Raw genomic sequence first — 15,328 nt, forward strand, 5'->3', positions numbered from 1 at the left:
CTAGCCCTCTGACGGCCGCGACCGATCCACGGCAAACGGCAACCGCAACAGGTAGGCGCCCTCGGTACTGTGAATGGTCAGGTTCGCCAGCCAGTCACTGCGGTCCGTGGTGCAGACCGGCAGGATGACGGTCGCCTGGTAGTGGCCATCGGCGAGCCGCTCCAGCCGGTAGGCGTTGATCCCCATGTCCATGTCGACCATCTCGAAATCGACTCGGACCGAGCCGACCGAACGGGCTGCTTCGCCCAGCGGTTCGACGGTAAAGTCGAACTTCTTCAGGGGCGCCACCGTCGCCGGCATGGCGACTCGGAAGTCGCCCAGGTCGTCGATCGTGATCGTACAGCCCTCGCCTTTCAGCTGGCAGTCGTCCGGCGTCTCGACCTGAGTCAGCGTCCCGGTGACCGGCACGTCCGTGGATAGCTTGCTGGGCGCCCGCCCCCACAGATAGGTCATCACGCCCAGGATCAGGAGGGTGGCGACCAGCCACTTCGCCTGCTTCATGCTCATTCGTCTCTCCTCACGACTCACCAGAAGGCCGAGATGCCGGCCACGCCAAACCCGCCGCGGCGCCAGATACGCGGCAGATCATCGGTAGCGACACCACCGAGCGCATAGACCGGCATGGAGGCGGCCGCAGCCAGCTCGGCGAAGGCCGACCAGCCAATGCCCGGCACGCCCGGATGCGTTCCCGTTTCCCGTACGGGCGAGACGGTGACGAGATCGACGGTCAGCTCAACGGCACGGTCAAGCGTGGCCCGATCGTGCACGGCCGCGGTAACCAGATGACCCGACGCCTGCCACTCCCGCACCTTCGCGACGGAGACGGACGTGAGCCGGGCATGATTCAGATGCAGCCCGACGCGGGGGTCGAGCCCCTCCGGAAGCGGCCGTTCAGTGGACGGATTGACCAGCGGCCAGTGGCCCGCCGCCAGCACCGCCCGGGCCAGCGCCGGCCAGGGCACCTCCATTGCGCCGACCGACGCCCCGGGACGCAGGTTGACCAGCATCGGCGCGGGCAGCGAGCGCAGTTGCGACTCGACTCGAGCCTGCCATGCCACGAACCCGTCCGCGCCGACAGGCGGCGTGATGGCGAGGCAACGCGGCAATACGAGCGCGTTGATCAGGCCACGATTGGCCGGCGGCATCGCGGCCAGCCACTCGCCTCGGTCATCGCGGCCGAGTGGCTCGGCCGCGAGCGCCTGCCCCTCGGCCGAGCGAGGCTGGCCGAGCCAGTCGGTCACCTCAAAACCAATCAGTCGCAAATGCCGGTCGGGATAATCCCAGTCAAGCGTGATCAATCGCCTCGCCCGACGCACGCGGATACCGATCTCCTCGGCCAACTCACGGTCGAGCGCCGCGCGCAGGGTCTCCTCGGGCCGGCGCTTGCCACCCGGGAACGCGCGCATGCCCGCCAGGTGCTTGTCGTCCGGGCGGACTTCCGTCCAGACGCGGCCGTCCGGCTGGCGCAGCAGGCCGAGGACGATGTCGATCCGTGGCGTTGCCGTCACGATCAGGAACGGTACTCGGCGTTGATCTTGACGTAGTCGTAGGAGAAGTCGCAGGTCCAGACCTGATCGACGGCCGAGCCGCGGCCGAGATCGACATGCATGGTGATCTCGGGCTCTGCCATCACCGCGGCGGCCTCGGCCTCGACGTACTCCGGGTCTCGGCCACCATTCACCACGACACGCACGTCACCCAGCCAGAGGCTGACCTTGCCCACATCCAGATCGTCGATACCGGCATTGCCCACGGCAGCGAGGATACGCCCGAGGTTGGGATCGGAGGCGAACAGCGCCGTCTTGACCAGCGGGCTGTGGGCGATCGCCTTGCCCGCCAGCCGGCACTCGGCGCGGTCACGCCCGCCACTGACCTCGATGGTGACGAACTTGGTCGCGCCTTCGCCGTCCCGCGCAAGCGACTGGGCGAGGAACACCGCCACCTCGGCCACCGCATCACGCAGCGGGGCATAGTTGGGGTCGTCGATGCTCGAGACCTCGAGACTGCCCTCCCGGCCGTTCGCGATCAGCATGAAGGCATCGTTGGTCGAGGTGTCGCCATCCACGGTCACCCGATTGAAGCTTTCCTCGGTGATCTCGAGGAGCATGGCCTGCAGCACCGGCTTGGGCACCTGCGCGTCGATGCCCATGTAGCCGAGCATGGTCGCCATGTTCGGATGGATCATCCCGGAACCCTTGGCAATGCCGGTGACCGTCACCGACGCCCCGCCGATCACGCGGGTCAACGACCGCCCTTTCGGAATGGTGTCCGTGGTCATGATCGCCGAGGCGGCGCGCAGCCAGTTGTCCTCCACGGCCTCGGCCACCGCTGCGGGCAACGCATCGATGATCTTCTCGGACGGCAGGGTCTCCATGATCACGCCGGTCGAAAACGGCCAGACGGCCCGGTCATCACAGCCCAGCCGGTGGGCGAGTGCGTGACAGACGGCTTCGGCTCGCGCCATGCCGTCGGCGCCGGTACCGGCGTTGGCATTGCCGGTGTTGATCACCAATGCGCGCGGCTCGACATCGCTAAAGCGACGCTCGCGGCACATGATCACCGGGGCGGCGCAGTAGCGGTTCTGCGTGAACACACCGGCCATGGTCGCCCCCTCAGGCAACAGCATCACGGCGAGGTCGTCACGATTGGCCTTGCGTACCCCAGCCCGGGTGATGCCGATACGGATACCGGGAACGGGCCGCAGTTCCCCGTCGGCCGGGGCGGTCAATCCAACGCTCATGCCTAACTATCTCCTAAATGATTGTCTCGCTCAGCCACCACCGAGCGCCATGTTCAGCAACTGGTTGGCGGATGTGCCGTTCAGTTCGAGATTGCCCTGGCGGAAGTCGACGGTGGTCTTGACCACGTTGTCCTCGACCGCGATCCAGCCCTGGGCGACCAAGGGGGCGAGTTGCTCCTCGACCTGCCCGGCACGCCCCTGTGCGGCTGCCTGCTTTTCCAGCAGGGCGAGCGGCATCTTCAGGCTGCCCTCGACCGCCATCGCGCTGATCAGGGCCATCCACATCATCGGGTTGGGTTCGCCCTTGACCACGCCGGCCGGCACCTCGACGGATAGCGCCATTTCGGTATCGCCTTCCGCGGTCGTGGCCTGGAGCGGATCAATGGCAATGCGCGGACCACGGCTCAGCAGTGCCGGCAGTTCCTCGCGCATCACCTGGGCAACGGCCTGCTCGACGTCAGCACCGCTGGCTGCCAGCTCCTGAAGCTCCTCGATGCGTTCGGCGATGGTGCGCACCGCCTCGGCATCGAGACGCTCGACCGCCAGGCGCATCCGCGCATTGCGGAACGATTCGCCCTCGATGGTCGCCTCGCCCACCTGGTAGTCGATCGCGAAACGGAACAGATCGTCCTCGCGGCTCGAATCGAAACCGACGGTCAGATCCTCGATCGAAGCGGTGCCGTCGGGCTCCGCGACCTGCATGCTGTCGACCGACATGCGACCTTCGCTATCCCAGACGAAGCCGTCGTCGGCAACCTTGCCGGAGGCGACCAGCCGCAGTCCCTCGGCGGTGGCACGGGCACCGGCCTCGACCCCTTCGGCCTGTTCGTCGACCGCGAGGCGTTCGCTCTCGATGGCGTAGTCGAATCCGCCGTCGGCCGAAGTCTCGAGCATCAGGTCGGCCCCGGAAAACGTAACGCCTTCGCGGTCGACCATCGGCACGCGCCCGGTGGAGCGCGTCCCACCGGTCGGATACAACGCGGTGGTGAGAGTGAACTCCGCCTCATCGCCGAACACCTCGGCCAGCTGACCACGCAGCAGCGGATCGGCCGGCTCCCAACGGGTATGCACGGTGGCGTAGCGTCCGTCGAGTCCCGGCAGCTGGTCGATGCGATGGGTCAGCTTCACCCGCACCGGCTCCTGTTCGGGCAGATGCAGCAACAGCTCGGACTCGGCACGGGACTCGAGATAACCGCGCTGGTAGTCGGACACTTCAAGGCTCAGAGCCTGTCGCGTGCCCGGGAAGTGTTTCACCTCGGCCAGAGTCCTTTCCATGACATGCCCGGTCACGAACGGGGCGGCCGCGACAGCGGCGGCCAGCACGACCACCACGGCAAGTATCAGACGTTTCATTCCCTGTCTCTCTTTCTCGGTTGTTGTTTCCTGACCACCACGGCGGTCATCCCTGCGAAACCCGCTGGGGACGAGTGTGCCACATGGCCCTAGATACGGTTGTCCCGCAAAAACCGCTCGAACGACAGGTTGTCGCTCACGAAACGCGACAGCCGCTCGAACACCGCCCGGTTGTCGACGGTGCCGTACGCCTCGATCGGAATGTAATGCTCGCCCGAAACGAACGGCTTGCCCAGTGGCTCGGAGACCAGCGGCTTGCCGCAGTAGAGGCTGGTGAGCAACCGCGGCGCCTCGGTGTACACCCCGTCCTCGAAGTGGACATTAAGGACCGCCGAGCAAGCACCCACCTGGCGGTAGAGATCGTCGAAGAAGGTGCCGGACACCAGTTGGCGCACCTGAAACCCGTCGATACGATCGATCACGTCCGCCCGGCGCCCGTCACCAATCGAGCCGAAGAACGCCACACACTCGTCACCATCGGGGTCGAACGCCAGCGGCTGGCTGGGAAACAGATACGGCCCGAAGCGGACCTTGCCCTCAGCCAATGCGCCCGGGTAATGCGTCTCGTAGAACGGTCGGTTGGCCGGCGAGAGATCCAGAACGAGATCGGCATGCCGGGCGGCGAACGACAGGCGCCGTGCCCGCTTGCGGGACTGCCCCCAGAGCGGTTTGCCGTTCTGGTCGTACATCTGCTCGGTCTGCAGCGCGACCTTGTAGCCGCGACGCAGCCAGGCCAGCCCGAACCCCTTGTGGATGCCGCAGAACACGAGCACCCGCTCGTGACATGTCTGCAGATCAGCGGGCAGCCCGCCCAGGACCTCCCAGGCCAGATGATCGAGCATCACGTGCCGCGAGAGGAACGTGATGCGCCCTTTCCGTCTCTTGAAAATACGCGGCACAGGCGGGCCTTTTCAGGCAGCACGGACCCGGCGTGCAGGACGGCCGGGCGCCCCAGTCACGACAGGCGGCCGCAGCAGTGCTTGTACTTCTTGCCCGAGCCGCAGTAACAGGGGTCGTTGCGGCCGATCTTGGGATTCTCGCGACGCACCGGCCGGGTCGGCGCCTCACCGGCCGCCTCGCCCTGCCCTGCCTGACGGGCCGGGGCAGCCGGCTCCTCGGATTCGTCGAATGTCGAGACCGATTCGTGGCGGGTGCGCAACTGGCTCGGATCAACCCGCGGGTTGTCGACCAACTCGTCGAGCATCGAATTGATGTCGTCCTGCTCCATGCCCTCCGGCGCGGCGATCTGCAGGCGGGTGAGCGTGCGGATGATCTCGTAGTTCATGTCGTCCAGCATTTTGCCGAACATCTCGAAGGCCTCGCGCTTGTACTCCTGCGTCGGATTCTTCTGCGCATATCCACGCAGGCCGATGCTCTGGCGCAGGTAGTCCATCGCCGCGAGATGCTCCTTCCACTGGGCATCGAGCACCTGCAGCAGCACGCCCTTCTCGAACTGGCGCAGGTTGTCTTCGCCGACCAGCTTTTCCTTGGCCTCGTAGTGACGCTGCGCGGTCTCGATGATCTTGTCGAGCAGGGTGTCGTCGGTCAGCTCGTCGTCCTCGTCCAGCCACTTCTGCAGCGGGAAGTCGAGACCGAAATCTTCCTTGAGGTGGGCGGTGAGCCCCTCGATGTCCCACATTTCCTCGAGCGCGCCGGTCGGCACGAAGCGACGGAAGCGGTCGGCAAGCACCTCGCGGCGCATCGACTCGACGATCGGCCGGGTGTCGGTGGTCGCCATGACCGCCCGGCGCTGCTCGTAGATAACCTTGCGCTGCTCGTTGGCAACATTGTCGTAGTCGAGCAAGTGCTTACGCATGTCGAAGTTGTGGCCCTCGACCTTGCGCTGGGCGTTCTCGATCGCACGCGAGACCCAAGGGTGCTCGATCGCCTCGCCCGACTTCATGCCGAGCTTCTTCATCAGGCCCGAAACGCGGTCGGAGGCGAATACCCGCATCAGGCTGTCCTCGAGCGACAGGAAGAAGCGGGTGGAGCCCGGATCGCCCTGACGACCGGCGCGGCCGCGCAGCTGATTGTCGACCCGACGCGACTCGTGGCGCTCGGTACCGACCACGTGCAGGCCACCGGCCTCGAGCACCTGCTGGTGGCGCTCCTCCCACGACTTCTCGACGCGGCGCTTTTCCTCGTCCGATACCTCGGAACCCAACGCCAGGGTTTCCTGCTCGAGGTTGCCGCCCAGCACGATGTCCGTGCCCCGACCGGCCATGTTGGTGGCGATGGTCACCGCCCCCGGGCGCCCGGCCTCGGCGATGATCTCCGCCTCGCTCATGTGGTTCTTGGCGTTGAGGACGTTGTGCGGGATGCCGGCCTTCTTGAGGGCCTCGGAAATGATCTCCGAGGCCTCGATCGAGGCGGTGCCCACCAGCGTGGGCTGACCGCGATCGCGCGCCGCCTGGACGTCCTTGGTGATCGCGTCGTATTTTTCCTGCGCGGTCAGGAAGACCAGATCACCGTGGTCGACACGCTGGATCGGCCGGTTGGTCGGGATCTGGATCACGTCCAGGCCGTAGATCTCGCCCAGCTCGCGCGCCTCGGTCTCGGCGGTACCGGTCATGCCGGCAAGCTTGGGGTAGAGGCGGAAGTAGTTCTGGAAGGTGATCGAGGCGAGGGTCTGGTTCTCCGGCTTGATCGTCACGCCTTCCTTGGCCTCGACGGCCTGGTGCAGCCCCTCGGACCAGCGCCGACCGGCGAGCGTACGGCCGGTGAACTCGTCGACGATCACCACGTCGTCGCCCTTGACGATGTAGTCGACGTTGCGCTTGTAGATCGCGTGTGCTCGCAGGGCCGAGGTCAGGTGCGAGAGCAGCATGATGTTGTGCGAGTCGTACAGCGACTCGCCTTCCTCGAGCAGGCCTGCCTGGATCAGCAGCTCCTCGGCCTTGTCGAAACCGCGCTCGGTGAGGAAGACCTGCTTGTTCTTCTCGTCGACCGTGAAATCGCCGATCTCATCCTCGGTCAGCGGCGGCTCGTCGTCCTTCGGCTCCTCGCGCGCCTGCTTTTCCAGCTCCGGAATCAGGCCGTTGATCTTCAGGTAGGTGTCCGAGGAATCGGCTGCCGGGCCGGAAATGATCAGCGGGGTACGCGCCTCGTCGATCAGGATCGAGTCAACCTCGTCGACGATCGCAAACGCCGGCTCACGCTGCATGATCTGCTCGGTCGAGAACGCCATATTGTCGCGCAGGTAGTCGAAGCCGAGCTCGTTGTTAGTCGCGTAGGTGACGTCGCAGTGATAGGCGTCACGCTTGGCGCGCGCATCCATCCCCGGCACCACCGTGCCGACGGTCAGGCCCAGCGCGGTATAGATGCGCCCCATCCATTCCGCGTCACGCTTGGCCAGGTAATCGTTGACCGTAACCACGTGCACGCCTTTCTTGGTGATGGCGTTGAGGTAGACGGCCAGTGTCGCGACCAGTGTCTTGCCCTCACCGGTCTTCATCTCGGCGACCTTGCCCTGGTGAAGCACCATGCCGCCGATCAGCTGCACGTCGAAGTGGCGCATGCCCATGACGCGCCGGCTCATCTCGCGACAGACGGCGAATGCCTCCGGCAGCAGCGAGTCGAGGCTCTCGCCGTCGCTCCAGCGCTGATGAAATTCCTCGGTGCGTCCCTTCAGTTCCTCATCGGACAGGGCCTGCGTCGCCTCTTCGAGGGCGTTGATCTCCGTGACGCGTTTCCTCAGCTTCTTGACCTGGCGGTCATTGCGCGTACCGAAAACCTTGGCTGCAAGCGATCCAATCATGTCATTCCCGTGAAAAGCGAAAACCACGCCGGAAGCCGCGCGGCAAATGGAAGTAAATGCGCTGAATCTTACGGCAGATGCGTGGATAATGATAGGTACTGAGCCGGGCCGCACGCCCGCCACACTCGCAGCAGAAAGGCCGCGCGATGAAGCTCGAACAGTACCGCCGGAACAACCCCGCCCTGGCCGGGATACTCGACCGCGTCGCCCTGATCCGCGGCTACCAGGCGATCGTCGACGGACTGGTATCGGGGCGGGCTGGCCAATCGGTGCAGGTACTCAATGTCGACGAGCACATGCTGACCCTCGGCGTGGGCAGCGCGGCCATGGCAAGCCGGATGCGCTTCGAGGCGAACGATCTGCTTGCGCGCCTGCACGAGGCGCTCAAGGATCACCCGGGGGCGCCGAAGCCGGCCAGCATTCGTGTGCGTGTCGTTGCCGACCGCCCCACCCCCGGCAATCCGCCGCAGAAGCGCGAGCGCCCGCCATCGCGCTCCGGCAGCCAGGCGCTGGGCTGCCTGGCCGAGGCACAGGCCGACCCGGCCCTGTCGCGCTCACTCGGCCGGCTCGCCCGGCTGCTCGACCCCGACGCCGAGTAGGCCCGCCTACAACGCATCGAGCAGCTCGGTCTTCTTGCGCTCGTATTCTTCACCGGTGATTACCCCCTCGTCGCGCAACTGCTTGAGTTCGCGCAAACGCTCGCCCGGCGAATCGGGAGCGTCACCGTTGAGTGGCTGGATGCCGCCTGCGGGCAGATCCGCCTCGACCAGCTTCGAGTCCACCACGCCCTGGCGACCGCGTTCGGCATCGACCTCCTGCAGCAGGCTGCGGGCCATCCACATGCCCATCTTCACTTCCTGCCAGACGTAGGTGTTCTCGCCGGTCGCCACGGTCACCGGCAGAGTCGAGACGTTCTCGGTGTGTGACTCGACCCGGTAGCGCCCCGGCTCGAGTTCCAGCCAGAAATAGCTGTTGGCCGCCGTCTGACCGATGACGTGGCCATTGACCGACACGGTCATGGGGATTGCCGCACCGAACACCTCGTCACGGAAGATGTACAGCGCGCCCTTGTCGGCAGCGGGCGTGAAGGCCTTTGCCTCGGCATCCGCCTCCATGGATGCCATCGGCACCGAGGCACAACCGCCAAGCAACAGGAGCGCCGCCACCAGGGTGAAGAGTCCGTAGAGTCGCGTCATATCGTCGTCCCTCGCATGCGCCCATGTACCAATCGTCAGCCCGACTTTACTGCGATCCCGGAGGACGGGGAACGACTTTATGCGCGTCAGAGCATGCCCGGACGAAACTGTTGGCGCCGATCGATGTGCCGTCCGGAAATCATGAACACCCCGTCCCCGGTGTAGTGCAGGGTTTCCGGCCAGGCCGGTTCGGGGGCGACCCGCGCACGAATCACCTCGAAGACGAAGAAGTTGCGGTCGGTCACCAGGCGATCATCGACGAGGCGGCACTCGAACTGGGCATGGCACTCGGCGATGGCCGGCGCGGCCACCCTATCGGATGACTCGGCAGTGAGGCCGAAGTGGTCGAACTTGTCGATCGCGTCACCGTGGGTATTGCCGATTCCGATCACCGTATCAACCATCGCGGCAGTCGGCAGGTTGATCACGCATTCTCCTGAGCGGCGAACCAGCTCGAAGCTGTGATTGCCCGCCGAAATCAGACAGCCGACCAGCGATGGCGAGAACTCCATCACCGTGTGCCAGCCCAGCGTCATGATGTCGCGCTCGCCGTCACAGGCCGACGACACCAGCACCACCGGGCCGGGCTCGAGGTAGTGGCGCACGCGTTCGACGGGAAAATCGGCCTTGCGTGATTTCTCCATACGGAAAATCTAGGCCAGCTGCCGGCGGGATGCGAACCACGCCGCAGCCGATCAGACGTTCAGATCGCCTGCGGATCGAAGGCCGAGGGCTTGCGCCGCTGCGGCAGCCGGCCATCACGAACCAGCCGCTCGATGCGGGTGAACACCTCGGCGCGACCGAAGGGCTTTTTCATGAAGTCGTCCGAGCCCAGCCGGTCAAGCACCATCTTGGCCATCGACTGCTCGTCGCCGCTGATCATGATGATCGGGATGTCCGCGGTGGCCGGGTGCTGACGCAGGCGCCGCAGGGCCGCAAAGCCGTTCATGCCGGGCAGGATGATGTCGAGGAAGATCAGGTCCGGCGGGGACTGACGGGCCAGTTGCAGGCCCTCCTCGGCATCGCCGGCACCGATCGGCTCGAACTCGTTCTGGCTGAGCATCCGGCTCAAGATCTTGACCACCGTGCGCGAGTCATCGATCACCAGGATCCGCAGCCCGCGCGAGGCCTCCCAACGACGACCTCGGCGACGGTCGGCAGACGTACGCAGCCCCAGCAGGCTGCCCAGTCGCGGCATGTAGCCCATGACACTTCTCCCTGTGCTGTGGTTGTTCGTGCCGGCCCTCCTGGCCGGTCACTGGCTCGACGATCCTGTCGAAACCGGAAAACAGTTTTGCCCAATCCACTGGGGTTGTCCAGCAACCCGGCACTGGCCGTAACAACGACTCCACCGAGCAAGAAAAAACCCGGCGCGAACCGGGCGTTTCTTCAACCGCCTTGCTTCACTCGGCGACCTGCGCCGCCGGGCGGGAAAACGACACCGGAGGTGGCTCCTCGTTCTCGAAGGTGACCGTCTCGTAGGCCGACTCCTTCGCCAGCAACGCGCGCAGCAACTGGTTGTTGAGCGCGTGCCCCGACTTGTGGCCGGTGAAGCTGCCGATCACGCTGCAGCCGAGCAGGTAGAGATCGCCGATCGCATCCAGGATCTTGTGCTTGACGAACTCGTCGCCGTAGCGGAGACCGTCCTCGTTGAGGATGTGCTCCTCGCCGACAACGATGGCGTTGTCGACCGAGCCGCCCAGGGCAAGGTTGCGCGAGCGCATCATCTCGAGGTCGCTCATGAAGCCGAAAGTGCGGGCACGAGCCACTTCCTTGACGAAGGTGGTCGAGGAGAAGTCGATCTCGGCCAGGCGCGCGGACTTGTCGAGCACCGGGTGATTGAAGTCGATCGACATCGCCACGCGGAAGCCCTCGTGCGGGTCGAAGCGCACCCAGCGGTCGCCGTCGACCACCTCGACCGGCTCGAGGATGCGGATGAAGCGCTTGTGCGCATCCTGCTCCTCGATGCCCGCCGACTGGATCAGGAAGACAAACGGGCTGGCGCTGCCGTCCATGATCGGCATTTCAGGGCCGTCGATCTCCACGCGGCAGTTGTCGATACCCAGACCCGCGAGGGCGGACATCAGGTGTTCGACGGTGGAAATCTTCACACCATCCTTCACCAGCGTGGTGGACAACTGGGTCTCGCCGACATTGAACGCATGACCCGGAATGATCGCGTTCTCGCCGAGGTCGACCCGGTGGAAGACGATACCGGTATCCACGTCCGCAGGACGGAGCGTCAGACGGACCTGCTCGCCGGTGTGCAGACCGATGCCCGTGGCGCGGATGGTGTTTCGGAGTGTGCGTTGCTGAACCAAGATCGAAGAACCCAAGCCGGTAAATCGGGTAATTATCGCATGCTAATGGACGCAGAAAAACACGACGTTCGTGGTGGATTCCCCCGCCCTTGCGACAGGCTTCCGTCCGTGGACAGGGCACCCATACGACAAACCCCCGGGCATGCCGGGGGTTCTCACGGGCGCCGAGATATCTGACCGTCAGGCCAGCAGGCGGTTCAGTCGGCTGACGAAGTCCGCCGAATCCCCCAGCTTGCCACCCTCGGCCAGCATCGCCTGACCGTAGAGCACATGCGCGATGTCGGCGAAGCGGGAATCGTCGGATTCCTTTTCCGCCTGCTTGAGCAGACGGTGGTCCGGGTTGATCTCGAGGATCGGCTTGGTCTCGGGCATCGCCTGACCCGCCTGCTCGAGGATGCGCTGCAGATGCAGGCTGACATCGCCCTCGTCGGTGACGAGACACGCCGGGGAGTCGACCAGACGGCGCGAGCGGCGCACGTCCTTGACCTCCTCGCCCAGGGTCTCCTTGAGCCGGTTGATCAGCGCCTCGTGCTCCTGCTTCTCCTCCTCGGACTCGTCCTCGTCTTCCTCGTCGACATCGACCTTGGCCTTGGTGACCGACTTGAGGGTCTTGCCGTCGAACTCGGTCAGATGCGCCATCACCCACTCGTCGACGCGATCGGAGAGCAGCAGTACCTCGATGCCCTTCTTGCGGAAGATCTCGAGATGCGGCGAGGCGAGCGCGGCCTGGTAGGAGTCGGCGATGATGTAGTAGATCTCGTCCTGATCCTCGGGCATCCGCTCGATGTAGTCGGCCAGCGAGACCGTCTCGTCACTCCCCTCGCCCTTGGTCGAGGCAAAGCGCAGCAGGCCGGCGATCTTCTCCTTGTTGGCCGGGTCCTCGCCGACGCCCTCCTTCAGCACCCGGCCGAAGGTCTGCCAGAACTCGGCGTACTTCTCCGGCTCGTTCTTGGCCATCTTCTCCAGCAGCGAGAGCACGCGCTTGACCGAGCCCGAACGGATGGTATCGAGCACGCGGTTGGACTGCAGGATCTCGCGCGAGACGTTCAGCGGCAGATCGGCCGAGTCGATCACGCCGCGAACGAAGCACAGGTAGCGCGGCATCAGCTTGTCGGCGTCGTCCATGATGAACACGCGCTTGACGTACAGCTTGACGCCGTGGCTCTGCTCCGGCTCGAACAGGTCGAACGGCGCGCGCTTGGGGATGTAGAGCAGCGAGGTGTACTCGACCTTGCCCTCGACCTGGTTGTGCGCCCAGGTCAGCGGCGGCTCCCAGTCGTGCGAGACGTGCTTGTAGAACTCGGTGTATTCCTCGTCCGAGATCTCGCTCTTCGGCCGGGTCCACAGGGCGTTGGCATCATTCACGGTCTCCCAGCGGCCCGGGATTTCCGTCTCGTTGCCCTCGTCGTCCTTCTCGGTCTTGGGCGGCACCCACATCTGCACCGGGAAGTTGATGTGGTCGGAGTACTTGCGGATCACCGAGCGCAGGCGGAAGTCGTCGGCGAATTCCTGCTGGTCCTCGCGCAGGTGCAGCACAATGCGGGTGCCGCGCTCGGGCTTGTCGACCGTCTCGATGGTGTACTCGCCCTCGCCGTTGGAGGTCCAGCGCACGCCGTGCTCGGCGCCGACGCCGGCACGGCGGGTGGTCAGCTCGACGTGGTCGGCGACGATGAAGGCCGAGTAGAAGCCCACGCCGAACTGGCCGATCTGGTTGGCATCCTTCTGCTTGTCCGCCTCCAGCTGCTCGAGGAAGGCCTTGGTGCCCGAATGAGCGATGGTGCCGATGTGCTCGACCACCTCCTCGTGGTTCATGCCGATGCCGTTGTCGTCGATGGTGACGGTCTTCTTCTCGGCATCGAACGACACCCGAACGCGGAGATCCTGGTCGTCCTCGTACAGGCCGTCATCGGCGAGCGCCTCGAAACGCAGCTTGTCGCAGGCATCCGATGCATTCGAGATCAGCTCGCGGAGGAATACCTCCGGGTTGGAGTACAGCGAATGGATCATCAGGCGAAGCAGCTGCTTCACCTCGGTCTGGAAGGCATGCGTCTGGGCTTGACTCATGGAAGCGGGTCTCCGTGTTGTCACTCGGTTTCGAATACGGATGACGGACCAACGACACGCCGGCCTCGTCGACGCGATGGAGATGGGGGCGCCTGCGGGGATTTTCAAGTCCCGGAACGGGTCAGTGACGTCACCGGTGATGCTCGAGTGCCGCGCCGCAAATCACCGCCCCAGAAAAAGCAAAACCCCCGACACCAGCGGTGCGGGGGTTGATCCGGTCAATCCGGATCCGATCAGCCGAGGCGCTCGCGGATACGGGCAGCCTTGCCGGTACGGCCACGCAGGTAGTACAGCTTGGCGCGACGGACGTCACCGCGACGCTTGACCTTGATGGCGGCGATCTGCGGGCTGTAGGTCTGGAAGACACGCTCCAGGCCCTCGCCGTACGAGAACTTGCGCAGGGTGAAGGAAGAGTTGAGGCCGCGGTTGCGCTTGGCAATCACGACGCCCTCGAACGCCTGCAGGCGCTCGCGGTCACCTTCCTTTACCCGGACGTCGACGGAAACCGTGTCGCCGGGACCGAACTCCGGCACCTCGCGGGTCATTTGATCGGCTTCGATTTGCTTGATGATCTCGTTCATTTTCCGCCACCTGTTATCAATCGCGTGTCTGTTGGCTGCCCGGGGTTTCATCGCGTCCCGCGAGCCAGTGTCTTTCCAGCGCCGCCCGCTCCTTTGCGGACGGCCCGTGTTGCAAAAATAGGTCCGGTCGCCGCCGGGCCGTTGTCAGCAGTGCCTGCTCGGCCCGCCAGTCGGCGATGCGCCGGTGGTCACCGCTGGCGAGCACCGCCGGCACGTCGCGGCCTTCCCATTCCGGCGGCCGCGTGTAGTGCGGGTGATCCAGCCGGTCGGCCTCGAACGAGTCCTCGACCACCGACTGCGCATCCCCGACCACGTCGGGCAGGCGGCGGGCGATCGCATCGACCACGACCATCGCCGCCAGTTCGCCCCCGGAGAGCACCAGGTCCCCGAGGGAATACTCGACGTCCACGCGGGAGTCGAGTATCCGCTGGTCGAAGCCCTCGTAGCGACCGCAGACCAGGACCAGCGGTTGTTCCCGCTCGGCCCAGTCGGCAATCACATGCCGATCGAGCCGCTTGCCCTGCGGCGAGAGCGCGACGACCAGAGGCCGCTGCGCCCCGGCATCCGCCACCGCCGCATCGATCGTGCGACTGATGGGCTCCGGCTGCAGCAGCATCCCCGGACCGCCGCCGAAGGGGCGGTCGTCGACCCGCCGATTGCGGTCGGTCGACCAGTCGCGCGGATTGTAACCCGAGACGCTGAGGCGATCCTTCTCGATCGCCGCACGGACCATGCCGCACTGGTTCCCCGCGTCCACCAGCTCGGGGAACAGGGTCACCACCGAGATCCGCATCAGAACTCGGGGTCCCAGTCGACCTCGATACGCCGGGCGTCCAGATCGACGGCCAGGATCACCTCGTCCGGCAGGAACGGAATCAACCGCTCCCGGTCGCCGTCGACCACCAGCACGTCGTTCGCACCGGTTTCCATCATTTCCCGCACCTGCCCGAGCGACTGCCCCGACACGTGCACTACCTCGCAACCGATCAGATCGCGCCAGTAGTACTCCTCCGGGCCGGCCGGCGGCAACGCTTCGCGCCCCACCACGAGCTCGACCCGACCGAGCTGTTCGACGGCGGTGCGATCCTCGACCCCGTCGAGCTTGACGGTGACCCCCTTGGGATGCACCGCCAGCTTCTCGATGCGCGCCGGGCGGACCTGACCGCGGTCATCCCGCAGGTAGACGTCCCGGTAGCGCTTGATGTTCTCGACCGGCCGGGTAAACACCTGCAGCCATACCCAGCCCTTGATGCCGTAGGGACGGCCGAGCTGGGCGATGACGACCGGATCGGCCGGTCCCGCCGACGCCGTCACGC

General features: G+C 65.4%; 15 protein-coding genes. 1 reads left to right on the forward strand and 14 read right to left on the reverse strand.

The annotated features are described in order from the left end of the window. The 6 genes from LV476_RS06360 to secA form a co-directional block, all read right to left on the reverse strand. On the reverse strand, positions 1–507 hold the full coding sequence (locus LV476_RS06360) for a hypothetical protein (RefSeq protein WP_250074521.1): 507 nt from the start codon (positions 505–507) through the stop codon (positions 1–3). A gap of 17 nt (positions 508–524) precedes the next feature. Beyond that, positions 525–1,508: a thiamine phosphate synthase gene (locus LV476_RS11190; protein ID WP_349666000.1), complete on the reverse strand. Its 984-nt coding sequence runs from the start codon at positions 1,506–1,508 to the stop codon at positions 525–527. Between the two features lie 2 nt (positions 1,509–1,510). Beyond that, on the reverse strand, positions 1,511–2,740 hold the full coding sequence (argJ, locus tag LV476_RS06375) for a bifunctional glutamate N-acetyltransferase/amino-acid acetyltransferase ArgJ (protein ID WP_250074523.1): 1,230 nt from the start codon (positions 2,738–2,740) through the stop codon (positions 1,511–1,513). A gap of 30 nt (positions 2,741–2,770) precedes the next feature. Then, positions 2,771–4,093 carry a DUF945 family protein gene (locus tag LV476_RS06380; protein ID WP_250074525.1) on the reverse strand — a complete coding sequence of 441 codons (1,323 nt, stop codon included), beginning with the start codon at positions 4,091–4,093 and terminating at the stop codon, positions 2,771–2,773. Positions 4,094–4,182: 89 nt separating this feature from the next. After that, positions 4,183–4,935: a hypothetical protein gene (locus tag LV476_RS06385; protein ID WP_250074527.1), complete on the reverse strand. Its 753-nt coding sequence runs from the start codon at positions 4,933–4,935 to the stop codon at positions 4,183–4,185. 113 nt (positions 4,936–5,048) lie between these two features. Beyond that, complete coding sequence (secA, locus tag LV476_RS06390) at positions 5,049–7,850, reverse strand: preprotein translocase subunit SecA (protein ID WP_250074529.1); 2,802 nt, start codon at positions 7,848–7,850, stop codon at positions 5,049–5,051. A gap of 146 nt (positions 7,851–7,996) precedes the next feature. Here secA and LV476_RS06395 point away from each other — a divergent pair, with 146 nt between their 5' ends. Next, positions 7,997–8,449 carry a DciA family protein gene (locus tag LV476_RS06395; protein WP_250074531.1) on the forward strand — a complete coding sequence of 151 codons (453 nt, stop codon included), beginning with the start codon at positions 7,997–7,999 and terminating at the stop codon, positions 8,447–8,449. 6 nt (positions 8,450–8,455) lie between these two features. On the opposite strand, the gene LV476_RS06400 is transcribed toward LV476_RS06395, so the two are convergent. From LV476_RS06400 to rimM, 8 genes are all read right to left on the reverse strand, one after another. Further along, entirely contained in the window at positions 8,456–9,046 is a 591-nt protein-coding gene (locus tag LV476_RS06400; RefSeq protein WP_250074533.1) for a DUF2846 domain-containing protein, read from the reverse strand. 86 nt (positions 9,047–9,132) lie between these two features. After that, positions 9,133–9,690: a flavin reductase family protein gene (locus LV476_RS06405; RefSeq protein WP_250074535.1), complete on the reverse strand. Its 558-nt coding sequence runs from the start codon at positions 9,688–9,690 to the stop codon at positions 9,133–9,135. 59 nt (positions 9,691–9,749) lie between these two features. Further along, entirely contained in the window at positions 9,750–10,253 is a 504-nt protein-coding gene (locus LV476_RS06410) for a response regulator (protein ID WP_250074537.1), read from the reverse strand. A 196-nt stretch (positions 10,254–10,449) separates the two neighbouring features. Next, positions 10,450–11,367 carry a UDP-3-O-acyl-N-acetylglucosamine deacetylase gene (lpxC, locus tag LV476_RS06415; protein ID WP_250076279.1) on the reverse strand — a complete coding sequence of 306 codons (918 nt, stop codon included), beginning with the start codon at positions 11,365–11,367 and terminating at the stop codon, positions 10,450–10,452. Positions 11,368–11,547: 180 nt separating this feature from the next. Then, positions 11,548–13,431 carry a molecular chaperone HtpG gene (gene htpG, locus LV476_RS06420; RefSeq protein WP_250074539.1) on the reverse strand — a complete coding sequence of 628 codons (1,884 nt, stop codon included), beginning with the start codon at positions 13,429–13,431 and terminating at the stop codon, positions 11,548–11,550. 233 nt (positions 13,432–13,664) lie between these two features. Further along, positions 13,665–14,012 carry a 50S ribosomal protein L19 gene (rplS, locus tag LV476_RS06425; protein ID WP_250074542.1) on the reverse strand — a complete coding sequence of 116 codons (348 nt, stop codon included), beginning with the start codon at positions 14,010–14,012 and terminating at the stop codon, positions 13,665–13,667. Positions 14,013–14,028: 16 nt separating this feature from the next. After that, a complete protein-coding gene (gene trmD / locus LV476_RS06430) occupies positions 14,029–14,805 on the reverse strand; it encodes a tRNA (guanosine(37)-N1)-methyltransferase TrmD (RefSeq protein ID WP_250074543.1) in 777 nt (258 codons plus the stop codon). Continuing rightward, positions 14,805–15,326, reverse strand: a complete 522-nt coding sequence (rimM, locus tag LV476_RS06435; protein ID WP_250074545.1) for a ribosome maturation factor RimM — start codon at positions 15,324–15,326, stop codon at positions 14,805–14,807. Before rimM ends, trmD begins: the two co-directional genes overlap by 1 nt. Positions 15,327–15,328 lie beyond the last annotated feature (2 nt).

Source organism: Guyparkeria hydrothermalis, from assembly GCF_023555385.1.
GTDB lineage: Bacteria > Pseudomonadota > Gammaproteobacteria > Halothiobacillales > Halothiobacillaceae > Guyparkeria > Guyparkeria hydrothermalis_A.